Raw genomic sequence first — 20,028 nt, forward strand, 5'->3', positions numbered from 1 at the left:
CGGCCTGGAGATGCCACAACGCATGTATCACGAGACCGGCGTTGCCGGTCTCGTGATACATGCGCACCCAACGTAATCGCATCGAGATTTCGCGCTCCATCGCCCCATATTAGTTGAAACGATGTCCGTGAATCACACACATGAGCGACTTCGAGGCGTCGACGCAACCCACAGATAAAGACGTATTCGCAGCTCCAGTCGAACTGGAACGCGTCCCCATATTCGAATGACATAGGCACGAACGCACCGCGTTGCGGACCGTCATCCCGCTCCTGTTTCCAGCTCCGCACAAATGAGCAGACGCGTTGATAGCTCCCGTCGTAGCCAGCAGCGCGCAACTCCTCGTACATTTGTGTTGCCGTCCGCCGATCTCGTTTCGGCCGGCGCGAGTCAAGCAATCAACCACTGATGCAGTTGTTCTGCCCATGCGTCGATGACGCTCTTGCAGGCACGTTTCGGATATTTTGGCTCGCCAGTGGACGGCTCTCGAAGCCATCGTCGGATCGTGTTTCTGGACAGCCCGGTACGTCGAGAAATGTCCCGGAGAGGGACGCCATCGCGGAAGTGCATCCGCCGGATTTTGGCCAACATGCTCACCGTAATCACTCCGGTTCTCCTGCTTGGCATCCCAAGCAGGCATTCGAACATGTGGGCCAATTTTCGATGAAAAAACTTGCCGCAAACGGGTCAGTTTTGGTCGGCTATCAACATACAAGCAACACAAAGGTGTCCCTTTTTTAGCTCCTCATCGATTCCCGTCGATGTCGCTTGCCAACCAATAAGAGCCATCCGCCTTTCCCCTCGGTGGACAGTCGAGAGTAGTTGGATCGTCAGCTCCGCGAGGTAGAGATATCCTTTCCAATGATTAAACGCCTATGTGCTTCAAAATTAAGTGATTCGACGATCTCACGGCGTGGGAGATTTCCGACGTCATCTGAGGCGGAATAAATGCATCTATTGCTAGAATGGAATTTCGTCATCCATCTCATCAAAGTCTGGCGCGGCTTTAAACTCATCGACCGCCTTAATGAGGTCCTTGCTCCAGACCTCTTTTTCCCATGGGGTATATACAGTGAGTGCTGCATGGAATCTTTCGCTTCCATTTCGAATCTTCGTTTTAAAAACGATGTCGAGCGTCGCCGGAATTGAACTATGTAAATCTCCTATGGATGGAAACAAATACTGAAATACATAATCTTCCTCCGCCCGATTTCCGGAGCGCAGTTTATCCGTGAGTGCGCCGAGCATCTCACGCTTCAGAGAGAAATGAGGGAACAAGTTCCTCGCCCAGGTACCCAGACCGCCGCTGCGACACACCTTTTGTTTCGAGTCAAAACGGCCCTCCCGAACAGATCGTACAAGTTTATGCTCGATTCTCAGGCGCGATACCTCCGCGAGTCGTGGCCAGATATCACCGCCCAAAGAACCAATCACCGCACGAACAGTCGCATCGTCGTCTGTTGTCTTCAGTTCATCTGAGATAATCTGATCGACTTGGATTCGTTCATCTACGGTAAGTGTGGGCAACAATGCGTTAAAAAAGTGACGCAAATGGTCTCCTTTGACCGTCTCCTTTTCTCTGTATGCATCCAGAAACACCTCAAGGCGCTGCCCAACTGGTATATCTTCCACTAGGAGTTCTGCATATCGTGCATTTGGGACGAAATCAGGATCGAGGACTCGCCGAATAAAATCCTGCCTAGAAAATTGCGACTTGGCTTTATCAATCTGTCGCGCCAGATAACCGGTAAAAAGAATCAAAATACGGGCATCGTTTTCGGTGTCTGATATTTTTTCGTGACTGCGTGGATTGCGAAATGCTTGATAGAAGCCGCGAAATAGTTGTTCCACCCCTTTTTGTACATTCCATTCGGATTCGCTTTGCAACCTGTTGAGCTTGATTTTCGGCACGGCTCCGCCAAGGGCCTGCCCGACCAGCGACGCACCATCCCCCTCTGCGCCCGACTTCTGACGAAGCAATTCACTGAGAAAATAGAAGGCATCCAGAATCGAACCAGTAAAATTTCCCCTCTCGTAGTTAGCTCTTACCGCTTCCCACAGATCTTCTGGCACGTTGGTCTCAAGGTTCATTGGCGTGCTTCCACTCGTTGTTTTGGGGAATTCTACGACATCGTGTTTCGTTACCGTCAACCTAATCGCCATAGACGATGATATCCGTGCGTGACTCGGCGACGAGAGGCCGCGGGACTGCAATACATGGGGTGCCGGCGTGCTGGAGTGCGGCGAATTGCCAAGGACACTTGTCGTTGTTCTAGCCACACAAGTAGAGCGACCGAAATTGGCAGAACGCCGACGCGTCAGCTCCGTGTGTCCCGGTAATTTGGGATGCTTTTTTGTTCTACAACCAAAGCCGGAGCCTTGCCGGCATTGCGTTTCAGCCCCGCTCTTACAACGTCCTTGTAGAACGAATTTCGCTCTAACACTTTGATTCTCCGAGATTCTTCCGGAGCTTTGTAATCATCAGGTGGCGGGTTCGAGTCCTGCAGCCGGCACCAAATCCGAAAAGGGGTTACGGAGTTTTTCCGTAACCCCTTTTTTCGTTCGTAGCGATCACCGGCGTGCACGCTGCACATCCGGGCAATGGTTCCCGACTGTGCTTTATCGCCAATCCGCGGGGACGGGCGTCGTCCGGCTGACCTGCCTGATTTCTTCGGGCCATTTCAATCTTGGAGAACGGCCTCGGTTGCTTCAGTTGAACAATACCGCTGCTTGAACTCGTTGGGCGTCAGATAGGCCACAGGCATCGCCATCGAGGCTGAAGATGCCTACGCTCCCGCCCCGATCCGCACGACGTGCGCTGCGCTGGCAATCCGAGTGCGCATCGCACATCGTTGCGCCCCCTTTCCCTGTCACGCCCGCGTCACGCTGCGCCCCTAACGTTGCACGTTCCCGCCGCGGCGCCACCGTCGCGATCCGGGCGTGCGTGACCCGCACGCGACGCCGTGCCCGCGTTGCGCAACGGTCAACCGGGATCTCGCTCCCGGCGGCGCATCGACTATGCCTCGCACCATTCCATTCGAAAACACGATCGACGCCGATCGAGCTGGATCGCGGACGATCAGGAGACAAGGACCATGTTGAGTCCGCATGAATTCTCGATGCTGCTGCGCATAGCCCGCGCACCGGACAGCGTCGACCTGGCGAACCCCGCGTTCGCCGTGCTCGTCGAAAAGCGGCTCGTCGACGCTACGCAGGTACGCGTGAATGAGGTGGCTGCGCGCCCGGCCCTGACGCCGATCGGCCAGATGCTGCTCGCGCGCTTCGACGAAGCGGCCTGAGCGAAGGGGAGAGCGAAGAGAGCGGGAGAGAAGAGGCGTCACGCCTTCGCCGCAGCGAGTGACGTGACGCAATGCAAGCGCGGCGAACCGCTTACTGCGCGACCGGCACCGTCACGTCGCTGCCGAACCAGTGCATCGAGATCTTCTTCAACGTGCCCTCCTTGCGCAGCGACTCCAGCGCGTCGTTGATCGCCTTCTCGAACTTCGGATTGCCCTTGCGGAACGGGATCGCCATCTCCTGCTTGCCGCCGTTCAGCACCGCGCCCGAGCGCAGCGGCAGGTTCGACGTCTTGATCATGTACGGCAGCATCAGGCGGTCGTCGAGCGTCGCCTCGATCCGGCCTGCCGCGAGATCACGCAGCTTTTCCGGTGCGCCAGGATACGTCTGCACCTCGATGCCCGGCACGCTGCGCGCCATCTGGTCGTAGTTGGTGCCGAGCGTCACGCCGAGCTTCTTGCCCTTGAAGTCCTCCAGCGACTTGAAGTTGCGCGTGTCGTCCTTGCGCTGGATCAGCTGCGCGGCCGAGTACGTGTACGGCTCGCTGAAGTCGAGCACTTCCTTGCGCTGCGGCGTGATCGTGACCTGGTTGACGATCACGTCGAACTTGCCGGCCTGCAGCCCCGCGATGATGCCGCTCCATTCGGTCGGGACGAACTGCGTCTTCACGCCGAGCTTGCCGGCAACCGCATTCGCGACGTCGACGTCGAAGCCCTCGAGCTGACCCGACGTGCCGCGCGAGTTGAACGGCGGATACGTGCCTTCGAGGCCGACGCGCAGCACGCCGGCTTTCTTCACCGAGTCGAGCAGGTCTTCCGCGTGCGCGGCGACGGCCGTGAAACCGAGGGCCGACGCGAGCAGCAGGCCAGATAGCAGGAACTTCGAACGTTTCATCGTGGATCTCCAGTGTTCAGTGTGGTGATGGCGCACCGGGCATCGATCGTGCCCGGGCCGGGCCGAATGACGGGCACGTAGACACTACTCGCAACCGGGCGGCGCCGGAAGTCGAATTGGCCCTGATTGCAATCGATTTCAGCGGGCGGCGGGGTGGCAGCGCGGTGTGACGACGTGGCACGTGAGCGCTGGATGAGCGTTAGAAAGGTTTGCCATGGACGTTCGGACCGACGATTAAAAAATACTCTTTTAAATCAGGTCATTTTCCGAGTCGGCTAGTAATTTGTATGTAAAATCGCGCGAGCGAAAATCGCATCACGCGCCATCCGAGGGCGCGCCAAAAAGAAGAAAAGGCCGTTGCCATGAACATGCAGAACACTGTTGCCGCATTGCGCGGCGGGTTGCTTCAGCAGGACCGGCTGCTGAAGCTCGATACGCCATTGGGCGCCAACGTGCTGACCGTGCAGCGGGCCGTCGGCCGTTCGCGCATCGGGCGCGCGTACGAATTCACGCTCGATGTGCTGTCGACCGACAGCGATCTGGAGCTTAAAAAGCTGATCGCGCAGCCGGTCACGTTGTGGATCCAGCAAGGTGATCGCAGCTACCGGCCGATCAACGGGTACGTACACACCGCGCGCCGCCTCGGCGCCGACGGCGGGCTCACGACCTATCAGCTAACGTTCGCCGATTTCACCCATTTCCTGAAGTTTCGCCGAGACCAGCGGCTCTGGAACGACACGACCGTCGACCAGATCATCAGCGACGTGCTGAACCAGCATCCGCAGGCGCAGGGGCATTTCCGCTTCGCGCTGTCGAAACCGCTGCCGAGCCGTTCATACACGCGTCAGCACGACACCGACTGGCATTTCGTGCATCGGCTGATGGAGAGCGAAGGCCTCTACAGCACGTGGCAGCAGGCCGACGACGGCAAGTCGCATACGCTCGTGATCACCGACAACCTGCAGGCGTTCGCGCCGCTGTCGCCGGAGACCGCGCGCTTCTATCGGGGCGGCGCGGCGAGCGAAGCCGACGCGTTCACGCAATGGTCGGGCTCGCGCACGCTGCAGAGCGTGACCCGGACGACGCGCACGTTCGACTACAAGAATCCGTCCCAACCGTCGAACCCGAAGGGCACGACGCTGCCGACGATGGGCGGCCAGGGCGAATTGCCCGACCAGCTCGAAGTCTACGAGTACACCGGTGCGTACACATACCTGGACCAGACGCGCGGCGACCATCTGACGAAGCTGCGGATGGAGGAATGGGAGTCGCAAGCGAAGCGCTTCCACGGCGCGGGCGGCGTGCGCGCGATCGATGCTGGCCGTCGTTTTACGCTGGCGGATCATCCCGAACACGATCGCGATCCGGCCGACCAGCGTGAATTCGCGGCGATCGGCGTCGAATGGTGGATCGAGAACAACCTGCCCGTCGCGAGCAGCAGCGCGGACTTTCCGTACAGCCTGCGCGACGCGTTGACGCAAGCGCAGGAGGGCTACGGTGCCGACGCCGCGTTCCGCGTGCCGCACGACGACGGCTCGGTCGGCTTCTATCTCGTCGAGGTCGAAGCGCAGCGCGTGAGCGTGCCGTATCGCAGCCCGTTCGAGCACGAGAAGCCGAAGATGCATCTCGAGACGGCCATCGTCGTCGGGCCGCAGGGCGAGGAAGTCTACACGGACGAGCTGAACCGGATTCGTGTGCAGTTCGTATGGGATCGTCTGAACCCGGGCAACGAGAACGCGTCGTGCTGGGTGCGCGTCGTGCAGTCGGATACCGGTGGCGGCTACGGTGGCGTGCACGTGCCGCGCATCGGCGAGGAAGTGCTGATCGACTATGTGGGTGGCGACTGCGACCGGCCTTTGGCAGTCGGGCGCGTGTACAACGGCGCGAACCGGCCGCAGTGGCATAGCGACGGGATTCTGTCCGGGTATCGGTCGAAGGAGTATTCGGGTAGCGGCTACAACCATCTCGTGATGGACGACGCGACCGGGCAGAACCGCGTGCAGCTGATGAGCAGCAGCGCGAACAGCCTGCTGCATCTGGGCTACCTGATCGACCAGAACGGCAATTCGCGCGGGTCGTATCTGGGCAGTGGCTTCGATCTGCGCTCGGACGCGTATGGCGCGGTGCGGGCAAGTCAGGGCCTGTACGTGACCACGCACCCGAAGGCGCCGAACAGCCAGCCGCTCGACGTGAAGGAAGCGCAGCAGCAACTGGTGACGGGCGAAAGCCTGGTCGAGGCGATGTCGGGCGTGAGCGAGCAGCATCAGGCGGAAAGCCTCAAGGAAGCCCACGACACGATGCGCGCGTTCACCGACGCGACGCAGGACAGCGCGTCGGGCAACGCGTCCGGTGGACGCACGGCGGGCGGCGGCACGGGCAGCGCAAATGCGTTCAAGGAGCCGGTGATGCTGTTCGGCAGTCCGTCCGGGATCGGGATGTCGACGCAGCAGTCGCTGCACGTGGTCGCGAACGATCACGTGAACGTCGCGAGCGGACAGAGTGTGCACATCGCCGCGGGCAAGTCGCTGATCGGCAGCATCGGACAGAAGCTGAGCCTCTTCGTGCAGAACGCGGGGATGAAGCTGTTCGCGGGCAAGGGAAAAGTCGAGATCCAGGCGCAGTCGGACAACGTCGAGGTGACCGCGCAGAAGGCGGTGAAGGTTGTGTCCGCAACCGACCGGATCGAGATCGCGGCCGACCAGGGGATTCTGCTGACGAGCGGCGGCGGGTACATCCGCATCAAGGACGGCAACATCGAGATTCATACGCCGGGTGCGGTCGATGTGAAGGGCGCGTCGCATACGTTCGCGGGCCCGGCGAGCATGGGTTATCCGCTGCCGAGCCCGCGGCCGGACCAGCCGGGGCAGTTGGAGCTGTTTCACAAGTACGTGAACGGCGAGGCAGTGAAGGGCGGGCTGTTCACGGTGAGAGACGTGAACGGCGCCGTGCTGAAGAAAGGGGCGCTCGACAACAGCGGCTATACGGCGGTGAGCGGTTTGCCGCCGGGTGCGGTGCGTGTCGAGTTCGGGAAGGATCCGCGCGAGTCGGCTCAACCCGCAAATTACTTCAAGCAGGCGCAGTGGCCGGTCGAGCCCGTCGAGCCGTCGCCGCAGGCGGCGCAAGCCGCGGCGACGGACCAGCTCGCGAGCCAGTTGAAGGGGATGGCACCTGCGGCGACGACGGCTGCGATGGGGCTTGCGAGCGGAGGTGGAGCCAGTGCTGCGTTGGGCGGACTGGCGAGTTCCGCATTGCCGGCTGCCGCAAGTTCACTGGGTGGGGCAGGCGCTGTTTCCGCGCTACAGACGGCATCGAGCCTGGGCAGTGCCGCGAAGCAGGTGGCCGGGATGGTGCAGGCAGCTCGCCAAGGTGGGCTCGCGGCGCTGGCCGCGCCGGCCGCGAAGGCGGCATCCGGTGCGCTGCAGGGCGCGCTACCTGGTGTCGCAGGGATCGCCGGAAAGGGCGCTACGACGGTGGCGTCAGCCGCCGGTGCGACCGGCATGAAGCTTCCGACGAGCGGGTTCGGCGGACCGCTGAAATCCTGAGAGGGCGGCTCGTCAGCCGTCTTGAAAAAACGAATTGAACGAACAACGACATGGCACAACAACTTCCACCGGGCGCCGAGAAGGAACAGGCCGTTTCCTGGCTCAGCGATATTTCGCCGAAAGATGTAGCGGCGGGAGGCGACCGTTTCAACAAGTGGCTGCTCAAGATCAGCGGCAATCACATTTCGTTCGAGGATCTCAAGACCTTCGCAAGCGCGGTGCCGATCATCGGCAACCTGATGGCGTTTTACGATGCGGTGTGCGACATCGTGATGATCGTCGAGAAGCGCCACGCCAATCTGCTCGATTACCTTGGGCTTGCGATCAACCTGATCGGCGTCATTCCGGTTCCGCCGCCGCTGGCATCGTTTCGACTGTCGGCACGGCCGCTGCTGGCGCTCGTGCGCAATCAATTGCTGGTGTCTCGCGGCAATCTCGGCGCGGCGCTCATTTCGGTGCTCGTCACGCATGTCAACGCCGCGGCCGCGACCGAAATCGAGAACTTCCTGAAGACCCTGCAGGACGTTCTTGTCGAGCTGCTGAACGACTGCGCGCATAAGGCGCAGGAGTTGATGCTCGGTATTGCTACCGGGCTGGAACTCGCCCTCAAAGGGCAAATTTTCGACAGCAGCGCCAACGTGCGACGTACTGCGCAGATCGCCCGGAAGATGGACAAGCGGTCCTGGTACAACCCGATGCTGGTGGTTGATGCGATCGAGTACGGTTACGAAGGTTCGATCGCGTTGGGGAAGGAAGCCGGGAACGCGACGGTCGGGACTGCTGCGAAGCTTGCTCCGGACTCGTGGCTGCAACCGTTCCGCGATATCGTCGCGTTCCTGAAGGACGAGGCGCCGAAAGTCGCGAAGGCGATCCGCGATCTGAACGGCAGCGAAGAAGGCAAGATGCTGTGGCTGATCGCGCAAGTGATCGAGGCCGTGGCAAGGGTGCGCGCACGCGGGAAGCTTCACGAAAAGACCGCCGACGTGCCGCCCGGCGGCAAGGGGCGCGCGCAGCACGATCGTCCTCAGGAGCCGGCGGGTGCGATCGGACAGCAGGCGCATGCGGAAGGTGCCGGCCAGAGTCCTTGTAAAAGTTGCGGGACTGGCGCGTCGACCGGGTCGATCGATTTTGCTTTCGGCGATGAGACGTTCACTCACACGGACTTTGAACTGCCCGGCGCACTGCCGCTCGTCTGGGCGCGCACGTACCGGTCGCGCCTTTCCGCATACGACAACGGGGAACTTGGCGCGCGGTGGCTCACGCCGTACACGACGCGCATCGATGTCGAAGGCGATAGATGGTTCGTTCATGATGCCAGCGGGCGCAGCATCGAATATCGCGCGCTTGCAGCCGGAGGTGTGCATGACGATCTCGCGGAAAACCTGACGCTGACGCGTCTGGACGAGACGTGGGTCACGATTGCATACGGCCACGACGAGCTTCACGTGTATGAACGGCGCGGCAATGCGTTCCGGCTGGCGATGCAGAAGGATCGTGCGGGCAATACGATCACGCTCGATTACGACGCGCTCGACCGCGTGGCACGCTTGATCGATGCGAGCGGCAACGTGCTGTCGTTCGAGCACGACAAGCAAGGCCGGATCGTGATGATCGAGCAGGTGCTCGACGATGGAAAGCGCCGTACGCTTGCGAGTTACGCCTATGACGAAGCGGGCGATCTCGTGCGCGCAACCGACCGGTATGGCAACGCATGGAGCTACCAGTACCACCGCCATCTCGTGACGCGCTATACCGATCGCACCGGCCGCGGGATGACGCTCGAATGGGACGGCGCGGACGCTGAAGACAACGCGAACGCGAAATGCGTGCGCGAGTACGCGGACGACGGTAGCCTCGATATCCGCCTTGCATGGCATCCGAACATTCGGCTGACCTACGTGACCGATGCGCTCGGTCAGACGTCACGCTACTACTTCAACATCAAGGGATACGTTTATCGAATCGCCTATCCGGACGGCAGCGAGGAATGGTTCCGGCGCGACGAGCATAACAATCTGACGCTGCACATTCTGCAGGACGGCAGCATCGAGCAGATGCGTTATGACGCACGTGGCAACCGGACCTGGCACGAGCGCGCGGACGGCAGCATCGTCGAGATGGCATACGACGGCAAGGATCAGATGATCCGGCTCGTCGATCCGAACGGGCATGTGTGGCAGCGCAGGTACGACGATGCGGGCAATCTCGTCGAGGAAATCGATCCGCTCGAGCATGCGACGAAGTACGCCTACAACGACAAGGGGTTGCCTACGCAGATCACCGATGCGAAGGGCGGCTCGAAGGCGCTTGGATACAACGACGCCGGGCAATTGACGAGCTACACGGACTGCTCCGGAAAGAAGACGGAGTGGCGGTACGACGATATCGGCCGCGTGATCGAGGCAAAGGACGCGTCCGGTGGCGTGGTTGCCTATGGTTATGGCCCGAACGGCCAATTGACGGAGACGCGTTCGCCGGCGGGTGTCGAGCACGTGCAATACGACGCAGAAGGCCGGTTGTTGCGGCATACGGACCAACTCAATCGATCGACCCGATACGGCTACGATGCAGCGGGTCGTATTGCGAGCCGCGCGGATGCGCTCGGGCAGACGATTGCGTATCGCTACGACCGTCTCGGCCGCTTGACCGCGCTGACCGATGCGAACCTTGCGACGTACCAGTTCCACTACGATCCGGCGGGGCGGTTGATCGAGGAAATCGGTTTTGACGGCAAGTCGACGCGTTATCAATACGACCCGGACAGCGGTAGCCTTGTTTCGGTTGATGAAGCGGGTTGCGTGATATCGATCGACGTCGACGCAACCGGTCGCCTGATGAAGCGTGTGGCGGGGGAAAGCGAGGAGCGGTTTGCCTACGACCGGAGCGGCAGGCTGATCGACGCGGTGAACCGGTACAGTCGCGTGCAGTTCTTCTTCGATCCGGTCGGCAATCTGGTGCGCGAACATCACGCGTACGATCTGTTCGGCGAGCGGCGTAGCTACGTCTGGCACCACGAATACGACGAGCTCGGCAACCGACGACGTACCGTGCGGCCGGATGGGCATGCGGTTGACTGGCTGATGTATGGCTCGGGGCATGTGCACGGGATGCTGCTCGATGGCGAGGAGCGTGTGCAATTCGAGCGCGATGACCTGCATCGCGAGACGGTACGCATGTTGTCGAGCAAGGTCGGACAGCGCACGCATTACGACCCGGCAGGACGCGTACTGCAGCAGACGATCCAGCGGTCGACCTCGCCCGCGCCGTTCGCCGAGCGGCGGTATCGCTATGACGCGGCCGGGCAATTGTCGCGGATCGAGGACAGTCGCAAGGGCGGGACGGACTATCGATACGATCCGGTCGGGCGGCTGATCGAGGCGATCAGTCCGGTCGCGAAGGAGCGATTTGCGTTCGACCCGGCGAGCAACATCATCGATCCGGTGCGGTCCACCGAAGCGCCTGCATCCCGTCCGAGCCCGGTGCGGCCGGAAAGCACGTTGCCGGTCGAGGTGCCGAAGGTGCTGGGCAACCTGCTGAAGGCGTATGCGGGGATGCACTTCGAGTACGACGCGCGCGGGAATCTGGTGCGCAAGCGCACGCCGGCGGGGGAGCAGGAATACGAGTGGGACGAGTTCAATCGCTTGCTGTCGGCGCGGGTTGCCGAGGCGTCGCGGCAGAGTCAGTCACGGTATTTCTATGACGCGTTCGGTCGACGGATCGCTAAGGAGGTGAACGGCGAGCGGACGGTGTTCGGGTGGGATGGCGACACGCTGGCGTACGAGAGCGATGGCGAGCGCGGCACGCACTATCTGTACGAGCCGGGAACGTTTGTGCCGCTGGCGCAGTATATGGCGGAACCGGTTGAGGGAATCTCGACGCCGGAGTGGAAGAGTACCGACCGCTACGTTCCGGAGGATGATCCGCTGCAGAAGATGCCGGAGCGGCGGGGTGACGCGGTGCTGTTCTATTACCACTGCGATCAGATTGGGACGCCTCAGTTGCTGACGGATGACGACGGAGACGTCGTGTGGGAAGCGTCGTATAAGGCGTGGGGCGAAGCGCGGGAGGTGATTGCGCGAGTGTCGAAGGCTGCGGGTGTCGTACCGAAGAACCCGTTGCGGTTTCAGGGGCAGCAGGTTGATGAGGAGACGGGGCTCACCTATAACCGACACAGGTACTACGATCCGAATTCAGGTCGCTTCGTGTCAAAGGACCCGATCGGTCTCGCGGGAGGCGACAATTGCTATCAATACGCACCGAACTCGACGGGATGGATCGATCCACTTGGATTGGCTCGTTGTCTAACCTCGAGAGCAGCTCGTCGCGAAGCAATGCGGCAGGCAGGTATTCCGACGAGCCAACAACCAATCGGTCAATCAAAGAACGCATCTGGCCGGGAGTATCGTTATGAAATTCCACAAGGAGGTGGAGGAAAAATTCAGGCCACTGTCCAGCAACAAACGATGGATGTGAGCCACCTTGACGATCCCCACTGGGAGGCGGGCAAGGTAAAGATCGATCCAATCAGCGGCGACACGCGGATGAATGACTATGGTCGACCTAAAATAGCTAATCCGAAAGGAAAGGCTTATTACGGGGGGTGCCAATGAGCGAGAACCATGTGAGTGAGTACCGGAAGGAGCTTCTTTTCAGGAGGGCCAACGGAAAGAAGATTTTAGGCACGTACCTTTCCAAGGTGGCGGTGTTATTTCCATCTCTTGCTCGTCCAGAATTGCTATCCCTTGAGGAGACGGATTCAATTTTGGATGGATTAAGAATAACTTGTGCTGATCTTCGGCAAGAAAAAATCCGGATTCCTGCGGGAGAGCTTCATTCTCAATTGGCAGATATTCGGAATTTCGGGGGCGGTTTTTATGTTTTGGTCGACGAGGACTGGAAATATTGCGGCTTGCTGAAGGTGGGGGCGATAGAAATTCTGAATGTGGTGGTCGAGTTTGGAGGTGGGATATTGAATGATCTTGTTTTTATATCGACTGACATGTCATTGGTTGTTGATTTCGATTTTTTTGAGATGAATGGGCTTAAATTGATAGATGTAAAAAAATGGTGTAAATAGAAGTGCAAGTGAGCAGGAATACGAGTGGGCGAATTCAATCGCTTGCTGTCGGCACGCGTTGCGGAGGCGTCGCGGCAGAGTCATGCAGGTGCTGACGATGAATCAACGCGATGAAAAACTGAAATTGGTCACGAAAATAATGGAGTTCATCGAAGCGCAAACCTATGATCCGGAAATCTGTGCTCGATATGTCTATCTCAAGTCGCTTGATGCTAGGGCATATCGCTATGGTGATAAGAGGCTCGACACGCGGCTCGACACGATTGGTGGGATGAGTGCGGGAGAGGAGTTCGTCTATTCAAAGACTGAGCTTCTAGAAATGTTGAAGGCGTACTTGTCAGAAGCGTAGAAACGAAAGGCTGCTCGAGCGGCTCCCGGTATATATGTTGGATGTCGAGGTTGGGGGAGATGGAAATCAAGTACGACGGAATCGACCATTTGACCGAGCAAACGGGGGCGACGGCATGATGATGCGCTATGAATACGATGAGGTGGGTTTACGGATCGCGTCACATTGAGGAAATTACTCAACGCCCCGCAGCCAAAGGCGGGCTGGCACCTAGCGATTGGCGCAATGCGACTACGACGTGGGTGGTGTTCTGCGCCCAGGCACCGTGCTTTTCGATTGGGAGAGTGAAGGAGCGCGACTTATAGACGGGGCTGCACTATAACCGGTGTTGGTGAGTCTCAAAGGCTTGACGCTTGGGGAGAGGTGAGCTCTAGGCTGCCCACCTGAAGTCGATGATTGAGTAATCTCCACGAGGCCGAGCGATACATATGTCATCAGCCAGCGTCGTCCGGTCTCAGTCAGGCTCGATTTGCATCTGCTGGACAGCCAGCTGACGCCGCTGGCGTTGCGGCAGGCTGTTTGTTTGCTCGGCCAATTAGATTGTTGAGTGGCGATTATTCTAGAAATGCGTTGAAAGAATTTAGATCGGATTTCCCCATTGACCGGCAGGATCGCATGGCAGAGGTGAACGCCATCAAAAAATGGAGAGTGCAATCTGTGACTCCATCAGCAGTCGATCAGTATCTAGCTGGGTCTACTGGTGACATCGCCAGGGAAGGGGGCGTTCAATTGCTGTTGTGCCTAGGAGGTCGGAGAAATGTTATTGGAAGAGCCAGTGGTCGAGAATATATTGACCGCGCTTCGTGAGAAATTCGAGTCGTACGACACGGCGAATCTCTACTCTCAATATCTTGAAATCAGGGATTCGATAGGCGATTGGAAATTTTCGTCCGGTGACTATTTTTCATGTCTTCCATATGAGGAGCAGCGACAGGGTTTCTCCGCGCCAAAGTTGCTCAAGAAACGCTATGAGAGCGTCGACGAAGCACGTTGGCTAGGAAAGTACAGCGCAGGCTTCCGAAATGGACGGCATGTCGTGACAGTCATGCCAGGTCAAAAGACCATTCGAGCGCTCGGTGCAGATTTGTACAGCGAAGACGATGGTGTAATCGATGTGTGTAGTATCACGCATAAGGGGATTGATAATCCGGAGAAGGTCACGTCTCGCGTGACGGGTATTGCTAGAATGAAACCGCTTGGTGAATCTCTCAAGGTTTACGTCGCTGTTGGTGAGGGTGGGGCATTTTCGATTTATCTTTTTGAATACTCGGTGGATGAAAAGCCGAAAACTGCGCTAGCGTTCTCGAAAGGATGGACGGGCGAGTCTCGGTGGGACTTCCATTATGGGTCGTCCGGCGAGTTAGATCGAATCACAGCCGGCCCAGCGACACTTTGGGCACGCGCGTAGTTGACTCTTTGCTGATAGCGCTCTGCGGCAATCTGGTGCGCGGACACCACGTCTAAGATTTGTTCGACGATCGACATTGCCCGCGCCGCTCGCCGAGGAGCGATATCGCTATGACGCGGCCGGGCAATTGTCGCGGATCGAGGACAGTCGCAAGGGCGGGACGGACTATCGATACGATCCGGTCGGGCGGCTGATCGAGGCCACCAGTCCGGTCGCGAAGGAGCGATTTGCGTTCGACCCGGCGAGCAACATCATCGATCCGGTGCGGTCCACCGAAACGCCGGCCTCCCGTTCGAGCCCGGTGCGGCCGGAAAGCACGTTGCCGGTCGAGGTGTCGAAGGTGTTGGGCAACCTGCTGAAGGCGTATGCGGGGATGCACTTCGAGTACGACGCGCGCGGGAATCTGGTGCGCAAGCGCACGCCGGCGGGGGAGCAGGAATACGAGTGGGACGAGTTCAATCGCTTGCTGTCGGCGCGGGTTGCGAGCCGACCTCGCGCATACGAACTTGGCATAATCACGCCTTGCTCGACACGAGCGCCGCTGCGCAGACACGCTTGTGCAACCGCCGCATCTTGGCTCGGGCGTATTGACTCCAGTCCCGTTACCACCGCAATACCCATGTCGACCATCACCGCGACCACCGCGTCGCTGAAACACATTCTCGAACATCCCGGCGATTTTTCCGGTTGGCTCTGTTTGCCGCCGATGCCCTGGACGCTCGATACAGAGGGCGCATTCACCGAAGACGCCAACGACCCCGAAGCCGCCACGCCGCCCGCTACCGCACCGCAACCCGGCTGGCGCGTAACGCTGAATAGCGCGACGATCGAGGACATCGTGATCAATGCGCATGACCAGGTCGACGAGCCGAGCGTCGCGCAATTGTTCGACGCGTTCGTGTTCTACGTCGACAACGAGGAATTCATTCTGCTCTGACGACGCACGACGACGCGCCCCACGCAACACAGTAAAAAAGGACCGCCGAGCGGTCCTTTCTTTACGAAGCGTCAACATCCGAACGAAAAGCCTGCCCCTCAAGGCAACGAAATCGTCAAATTCGCCGACTCCGGCCCGACCTTGATCACCTGCGAATAAGGCGCCAACGCCTGCAGCGTCTTGTCCTTGAGATAGGTATTGAGCCCGAGATACCCGAGCAGGGCCACCAGCGCAAACACCGCCCCGATCGCCCAAACCGGCACCTCCCGCTTCAGCCGATGCGCGATCTGATCCGGCAGCGGCCAATGCGGCGCAAACGCCGCCCGCTTGCCCTTCATATGCGCGATTTCATCCCCCAGCCGCGCGGTGAGGTAAGCGAGCTTCTCCGGCCCCTCGAGCAGATACTTGCCCTGGAACCCGAGCAGCAGGCACATATGAAACACCTCGAGCGACTGCAACCGCGCCGCGCCTTGCGCGCGACATTCCTCGAGATACTGAAAGAACTTCTCCCCCGCGAGCTGCTCGCCGAACAGCACGAGCTGCAGCGGCCGGCGTTCCCAGTCGGTGCGGATCTTGAAATGCGACGACAGCACCATTTCATCGACCGCCGCGCAATACGCGAACTTCGCGCCATACACGTCCTCGGCCGGGATGTTCAGCTTCTTCGCGCCACGCTCGAAATCCGCCAGAAACTCCTGGATCTTCGTGCTGAACTCGCTCGCGCTGTCCGGCTCGCGGCCGTTCTTGAGCAGGAACAGCATGAAGAACCCGTCGTACAGCAGGTCGAGCAGCGAACGGGCCTGGAACGCGGCGTCGGTCGACGCCGGGGTATGCAGCGGGGCCGGCGCGTTGTCGCCGAACAGGGAAGGCGCGTAGCTCATGATGTGACCGCGATCAGTTCGAATTTCAGGTCATTGATGCCAGTCGGCGCGTAGATCATCGCGGACTGGGCCTGCAGCATGCGCTCGTACAACGCGCCGCGTGAATCGAGCTGGAAATAGCATGCACCGGGCCGCACCGGAATCGCGGGCGGCACCTGCGGCATGTACGACAGCCGCACGCCGGGCATCGCCGACAGCACGAGCTTGTCGACGTCGTCGGGCGCGCCGACCTTGAAGCGCGCCGGCACCGCATCGATGAGCTCGACGTTCGGCATGTCCGCTGACACCGCGAGATAGAACTCGGTCTTGTCGTCGATCTTGCCCGAATCGAGGCGGCCGAGGTGGAACGACGGACGCACCTCGTCGAGCGTGATCGCGAAGTAGCGCGTCGAGATCACGGTGTCGAGCAGCTCGCGCAGCATCAGGTCGAGACGCGCAAAGCTCGGGCCCGGATCGTCATGGCGATACACGGGCAGGTCGGCGAGCGTGTAGCCCTTCGAAAACGTCATCAGCTGCCCCGCGAGGCGCAGCAGTTCCTGGAACAGCCGCTCCGGATGCAGCGCCGCGTGCTGGTGCAGGTGCGCGAGCGTCGCGAACGCGGCGTTCGCCGTGTGCAGCAGCCAGAACGACGCGATGTCGCCCGAGCGGAATTCGATGATGTTCTTCGACGGTTCGCGGTGAAAACCGTACAGCGCGTTCACCTTCGCCTGCAGCGCGTCGACGAGCTGGCGCAGCCGCTGGTGCAGGATCGGCGACGCGTCGATCGCGAGGCACGGCGGCACGAAGCTGTCGTCCATCTCGAAGCCGGACGTCGCTGTGCGGCGCACGCGTACGAGCGGCACCGACAGCAGCTGGTCGCGCGGCTCGCTGTGCGCGATCAGCTTGACCTGCGTCTTGAGGAACGTGATGTCGGCTTCGGCGGCGTCGGTGAAGTTGTCGGCGACGCTCGTCTGCTCGCTGACGAAACGCGTCATGAAGCCGGCGGCCGGATCGTCGCTGTAGTTGGTGCCGTTCTCGCGCAGCGGGTGCAGCGCGAGGTAGAACACGAATTCGTTGATGCCGTCGGGCAGCGTGTCGAGCGCGATCGGCGGCGGCAGGTCGTCGGCCTGCGGCGCGGCGTAAAGCGCGCCGTCCGGAAACACGAGCGCGAGCTCGGCCACGCGCAGCACGTTGCTGCCGAGCGCATCGCGGTCGATGCGCACCGAGCGCACGCCCCAGTTGTACGGCTGGATCGCCTGGATGGATTCGAACAGGCGCGCCTCGTGGTACGCGTCCTGCCGCTGAAAGTGTTGAGGCCGGAGGAACAGCCCTTCCCCCCACAGCACCTTGGCCGAATAACTCATGTCAAATCCGGTTAATGTCGCGTTGCGATGTAATCGATTTGTTCGTGCCCGAATTAATCGCCATTTTGTTAACTCTTGTTAAATGACATTCGTGCGTCATGTTTAACCGCAGGTCACCGACGAAAGCAAATTCAGCGGTTGCGAAGGCGCACCCTGTTGCGGTGCGATGACAGAGCCGTCGGTGACCGTCATCGCGCAATTATGCAGGCCGATGATTATGCCGGATTTCTCCGACTTTGCCGGGTCGAACGTCAGTTTCCATCGCTGGATTGCGGGATCGCGGAACAGCGCGACGATGCCGAATGCCTGCGCTTCGCGCGACAGCTTTTCGGTTGCCGTATAGCGCTGGCCCGGAATCAGCGTAATTTCACGCACGTTCAGCAGATCGGCGCCCAGCGCGGCCTTTTCCTTGGTCGGATCGGTGAATGCGTCGAACGGCGCCTGCTGGAACGAAGTCGGATCCTTCAGCGCGTAGAGCCTGACCACTAACGCGAGCGGCTTGTGATCGTTCGCGGCATTGAGGTTCGGCGCGGCGGCGAGCGTGAGCCCGATGTTGCGCGGCGGTTTCTGGGCATCCGGCACGTCGGGCTTGCCGACGCCGGCGGCCTGCATGACGGCGCTCGCGGCGGAGCCGAGCAGCGGGGCGGCCGCGCATCCGGCCAGGAGCGCGCAGGCAATCAGCGGCAGCGCATAGCGAATCATGGACGATCTCATCGTGTTTCCGGCGTGCCGCCTTTAACTCCCCTGTCAAAACTGCCGGGTATTTCCGCGTTCGCCGCGTATGCCCGGCGTATCGGCCGTTCAACTATTAAGCACGCGTGCCCGGCAGCGTGCCTTCGGAAATTTTTTCCGTCGCTCGCGCGAGGCGTTGCCGGCCAAGTAAAACTTGCGCATTCCGGTCGGTGCGAAAGCCGTCGGCGAGCCGCTGCCAGAGGCGTTTCGAGGGGGTAGCGCACGATTTTAAAAGGAATTACTCTGCACGCAGCGATTGAATTATGAAAAATTGATCGGTACTATACCCGCGCGCTTCTTGCAAAGCAAAAGAACCAGATTCTCAACGATTTTAATACTCACGCGCCGGTGGATATAACGATGAAAGACCGTCTCTTCGCAAAACTTTCTGGGGTAGTGCTGGCTTGCGGCGTGATCGCCGGTTGTGCGAGCCAGCCGCCGGCGCCGCCGTCTGCCGAGGTGTTCAACAAGTCGCTGGCCGATGCGGACGCCGTCGCGAAATCGGGTGACCAGGACAAGGCGCTCGGCCTGTACCAGCAGCTCGCGAAGTCGGATCCGACGCGCGAAGAACCGTGGTCGCGCATCGCGCAGATCCAGTTTGCCCAGAACCACTACGGCCAGGCGATCGTCGCCGCGCAGGAAGCGCTGCAGCGCGATGCGACCGACCGTCAGGCGAAGAGCGTGCTCGCGGTCGCGGGGCTGCGGATCGCGACGCAGTCGCTCGGCGAACTGCGCCAGGATTCGTCGCTCGCAGGCGATGCGAAGTCGGACGCGCAGGCGCTCGCGAAGCAGCTGCGCGACACGCTTGGCGAATCGGCGCTGTTCCCGCCGGAGCAGAAGGCGCAAACCCGCAAGGTCGTGCGTCGCCAGATTCACCGTCCGAAGGCCGGCGCCGGCGGCGGCGCCGCAACCGAGGTAGCCGCCGGTGCTGCCACCACGCCGACGGCGTCGGGCAACACCGCGCCGCAGAAGGGCGGCGCCGATCCGTTCAGCGCACTGCGCAACTGACGCGATAACCACAACTAACCTGGGAGCCGTCGAGATGGCCAAGAAAGAAAGCATTCAGAAAAGCTTGCAGAAAATACGGCCGCCGCGCGTCCAGCTGACCTACGAGGTCGAGAAGGGCGACGCGATCGAGGTAAAGGAACTGCCGTTCGTCGTCGGGATCGTCGGCGATCTGGCGGGCCAGTCGGAAGTCGAGCAGCCGAAGCTGCGCGACCGCAAGTTCGTCAACATCGACCGTGACAACTTCGACGACGTGATGAAGGCGATCGAGCCGCGTGCCGCGTTCCAGGTGGAAAACCGCCTGAGCCCGGAAGGCGGCAAGTTCGCGGTCGACCTGAAGTTCCGTTCGCTGTCGGATTTCAGCCCGGACGAAGTCGTCGAACAGGTCGAGCCGCTGCGCCGCCTGCTCGAGGCGCGCTCGAAGCTCGCCGACCTGCGCAACAAGCTCGCCGGCAACGACAAGCTCGAGGACCTGCTGTCCGAAGTGCTGAAGAACACGCAGCAGCTGCAGGAGCTCGCGAAGGGCACCGGCGGCGACAAAGACGGCGAATGACGACGGAGTG

14 protein-coding genes, 1 tRNA gene and 2 pseudogenes are annotated in these 20,028 nt (G+C 60.4%); 11 read left to right on the forward strand and 6 right to left on the reverse strand.

What is annotated here, in order from left to right:
- Nucleotides 1–107: 107 nt before the first annotated feature.
- Together NQV17_RS31075 and NQV17_RS31080 are read right to left on the reverse strand one after the other, a co-directional pair.
- Nucleotides 108–627 (reverse strand): annotated as a pseudogene (locus NQV17_RS31075) (helix-turn-helix domain-containing protein); the annotation flags it as partial.
- A gap of 333 nt (nt 628–960) precedes the next feature.
- Nucleotides 961–2,091, reverse strand: coding sequence for a TIGR02391 family protein (locus NQV17_RS31080; protein ID WP_257775201.1), 1,131 nt, complete (start codon nt 2,089–2,091; stop codon nt 961–963).
- Between the two features lie 290 nt (nt 2,092–2,381).
- On the opposite strand from NQV17_RS31080, the gene NQV17_RS31085 reads away from it, so the two are divergent.
- Nucleotides 2,382–2,516: transfer RNA gene (locus NQV17_RS31085), tRNA-OTHER, on the forward strand.
- A 579-nt stretch (nt 2,517–3,095) separates the two neighbouring features.
- Nucleotides 3,096–3,299, forward strand: a complete 204-nt coding sequence (locus tag NQV17_RS31090) for a hypothetical protein (protein WP_257775202.1) — start codon at nt 3,096–3,098, stop codon at nt 3,297–3,299.
- A 91-nt stretch (nt 3,300–3,390) separates the two neighbouring features.
- Here the strand turns inward: NQV17_RS31090 and NQV17_RS31095 are convergent, their stop codons facing one another.
- Complete coding sequence (locus NQV17_RS31095; RefSeq protein WP_257775203.1) at nt 3,391–4,191, reverse strand: cystine ABC transporter substrate-binding protein; 801 nt, start codon at nt 4,189–4,191, stop codon at nt 3,391–3,393.
- A 362-nt stretch (nt 4,192–4,553) separates the two neighbouring features.
- On the opposite strand from NQV17_RS31095, the gene tssI reads away from it, so the two are divergent.
- The 7 genes and pseudogenes from tssI (at nt 4,554) to NQV17_RS31130 (ending at nt 15,504) form a co-directional block, all read left to right on the forward strand.
- Nucleotides 4,554–7,733, forward strand: coding sequence for a type VI secretion system Vgr family protein (tssI, locus tag NQV17_RS31100; RefSeq protein ID WP_257775204.1), 3,180 nt, complete (start codon nt 4,554–4,556; stop codon nt 7,731–7,733).
- A 50-nt stretch (nt 7,734–7,783) separates the two neighbouring features.
- Nucleotides 7,784–12,343 (forward strand): RHS repeat-associated core domain-containing protein, encoded by a 4,560-nt coding sequence (locus tag NQV17_RS31105; protein WP_257775205.1) that lies wholly within the window; start codon nt 7,784–7,786, stop codon nt 12,341–12,343.
- Nucleotides 12,340–12,810 carry a hypothetical protein gene (locus NQV17_RS31110; RefSeq protein WP_257775206.1) on the forward strand — a complete coding sequence of 157 codons (471 nt, stop codon included), beginning with the start codon at nt 12,340–12,342 and terminating at the stop codon, nt 12,808–12,810. The genes NQV17_RS31105 and NQV17_RS31110 overlap by 4 nt, the downstream gene beginning before the upstream one ends.
- A gap of 82 nt (nt 12,811–12,892) precedes the next feature.
- Nucleotides 12,893–13,159, forward strand: coding sequence for a hypothetical protein (locus NQV17_RS31115; RefSeq protein WP_257775207.1), 267 nt, complete (start codon nt 12,893–12,895; stop codon nt 13,157–13,159).
- A gap of 757 nt (nt 13,160–13,916) precedes the next feature.
- Entirely contained in the window at nt 13,917–14,567 is a 651-nt protein-coding gene (locus NQV17_RS31120) for a hypothetical protein (RefSeq protein ID WP_257775208.1), read from the forward strand.
- 61 nt (nt 14,568–14,628) lie between these two features.
- Nucleotides 14,629–15,063: pseudogene (locus NQV17_RS31125) on the forward strand (RHS repeat domain-containing protein); the annotation flags it as partial.
- 123 nt (nt 15,064–15,186) lie between these two features.
- Nucleotides 15,187–15,504, forward strand: a complete 318-nt coding sequence (locus NQV17_RS31130) for a hypothetical protein (protein WP_124893530.1) — start codon at nt 15,187–15,189, stop codon at nt 15,502–15,504.
- Between the two features lie 98 nt (nt 15,505–15,602).
- On the opposite strand, the gene icmH is transcribed toward NQV17_RS31130, so the two are convergent.
- The 3 genes from icmH to tssJ all read right to left on the reverse strand — a co-directional run bounded on the left by icmH (nt 15,603) and on the right by tssJ (nt 18,442).
- Nucleotides 15,603–16,385 carry a type IVB secretion system protein IcmH/DotU gene (icmH, locus tag NQV17_RS31135; RefSeq protein ID WP_257775209.1) on the reverse strand — a complete coding sequence of 261 codons (783 nt, stop codon included), beginning with the start codon at nt 16,383–16,385 and terminating at the stop codon, nt 15,603–15,605.
- On the reverse strand, nt 16,382–17,728 hold the full coding sequence (gene tssK / locus NQV17_RS31140) for a type VI secretion system baseplate subunit TssK (protein ID WP_124487867.1): 1,347 nt from the start codon (nt 17,726–17,728) through the stop codon (nt 16,382–16,384). Before tssK ends, icmH begins: the two co-directional genes overlap by 4 nt.
- 102 nt (nt 17,729–17,830) lie before the next feature.
- Complete coding sequence (gene tssJ, locus NQV17_RS31145; RefSeq protein ID WP_044845932.1) at nt 17,831–18,442, reverse strand: type VI secretion system lipoprotein TssJ; 612 nt, start codon at nt 18,440–18,442, stop codon at nt 17,831–17,833.
- A 378-nt stretch (nt 18,443–18,820) separates the two neighbouring features.
- Here tssJ and NQV17_RS31150 point away from each other — a divergent pair, with 378 nt between their 5' ends.
- Complete coding sequence (locus NQV17_RS31150; protein WP_257775211.1) at nt 18,821–19,468, forward strand: M48 family metallopeptidase; 648 nt, start codon at nt 18,821–18,823, stop codon at nt 19,466–19,468.
- A 34-nt stretch (nt 19,469–19,502) separates the two neighbouring features.
- The gene (tssB, locus tag NQV17_RS31155; protein WP_257775212.1) at nt 19,503–20,018 is read left to right on the forward strand and encodes a type VI secretion system contractile sheath small subunit; all 516 of its coding nucleotides are present in this window, start codon (nt 19,503–19,505) and stop codon (nt 20,016–20,018) included.
- The last annotated feature ends 10 nt before the right edge of the window (nt 20,019–20,028 follow it).

It is taken from the genome of Burkholderia sp. SCN-KJ (assembly GCF_024656005.1).
GTDB lineage: Bacteria > Pseudomonadota > Gammaproteobacteria > Burkholderiales > Burkholderiaceae > Burkholderia.

What these genes read in the sequence shown, in the direction of transcription:
- NQV17_RS31120 (WP_257775208.1), top strand. Translation starts at nt 13,917, where the DNA reads ATGTTATTGGAAGAGCCAGTGGTCGAGAATATATTGACCGCGCTTCGT.
- NQV17_RS31130 (WP_124893530.1), top strand. Translation starts at nt 15,187, where the DNA reads ATGTCGACCATCACCGCGACCACCGCGTCGCTGAAACACATTCTCGAA.
- NQV17_RS31115 (WP_257775207.1), top strand. Translation starts at nt 12,893, where the DNA reads ATGCAGGTGCTGACGATGAATCAACGCGATGAAAAACTGAAATTGGTC.
- icmH (WP_257775209.1), bottom strand. Translation starts at nt 16,385, where the DNA reads ATGAGCTACGCGCCTTCCCTGTTCGGCGACAACGCGCCGGCCCCGCTG.
- NQV17_RS31080 (WP_257775201.1), bottom strand. Translation starts at nt 2,091, where the DNA reads ATGAACCTTGAGACCAACGTGCCAGAAGATCTGTGGGAAGCGGTAAGA.
- tssB (WP_257775212.1), top strand. Translation starts at nt 19,503, where the DNA reads ATGGCCAAGAAAGAAAGCATTCAGAAAAGCTTGCAGAAAATACGGCCG.
- tssK (WP_124487867.1), bottom strand. Translation starts at nt 17,728, where the DNA reads ATGAGTTATTCGGCCAAGGTGCTGTGGGGGGAAGGGCTGTTCCTCCGG.
- tssJ (WP_044845932.1), bottom strand. Translation starts at nt 18,442, where the DNA reads ATGAGATCGTCCATGATTCGCTATGCGCTGCCGCTGATTGCCTGCGCG.
- NQV17_RS31090 (WP_257775202.1), top strand. Translation starts at nt 3,096, where the DNA reads ATGTTGAGTCCGCATGAATTCTCGATGCTGCTGCGCATAGCCCGCGCA.
- NQV17_RS31095 (WP_257775203.1), bottom strand. Translation starts at nt 4,191, where the DNA reads ATGAAACGTTCGAAGTTCCTGCTATCTGGCCTGCTGCTCGCGTCGGCC.
- NQV17_RS31150 (WP_257775211.1), top strand. Translation starts at nt 18,821, where the DNA reads ATGAAAGACCGTCTCTTCGCAAAACTTTCTGGGGTAGTGCTGGCTTGC.
- tssI (WP_257775204.1), top strand. Translation starts at nt 4,554, where the DNA reads ATGAACATGCAGAACACTGTTGCCGCATTGCGCGGCGGGTTGCTTCAG.
- NQV17_RS31105 (WP_257775205.1), top strand. Translation starts at nt 7,784, where the DNA reads ATGGCACAACAACTTCCACCGGGCGCCGAGAAGGAACAGGCCGTTTCC.
- NQV17_RS31110 (WP_257775206.1), top strand. Translation starts at nt 12,340, where the DNA reads ATGAGCGAGAACCATGTGAGTGAGTACCGGAAGGAGCTTCTTTTCAGG.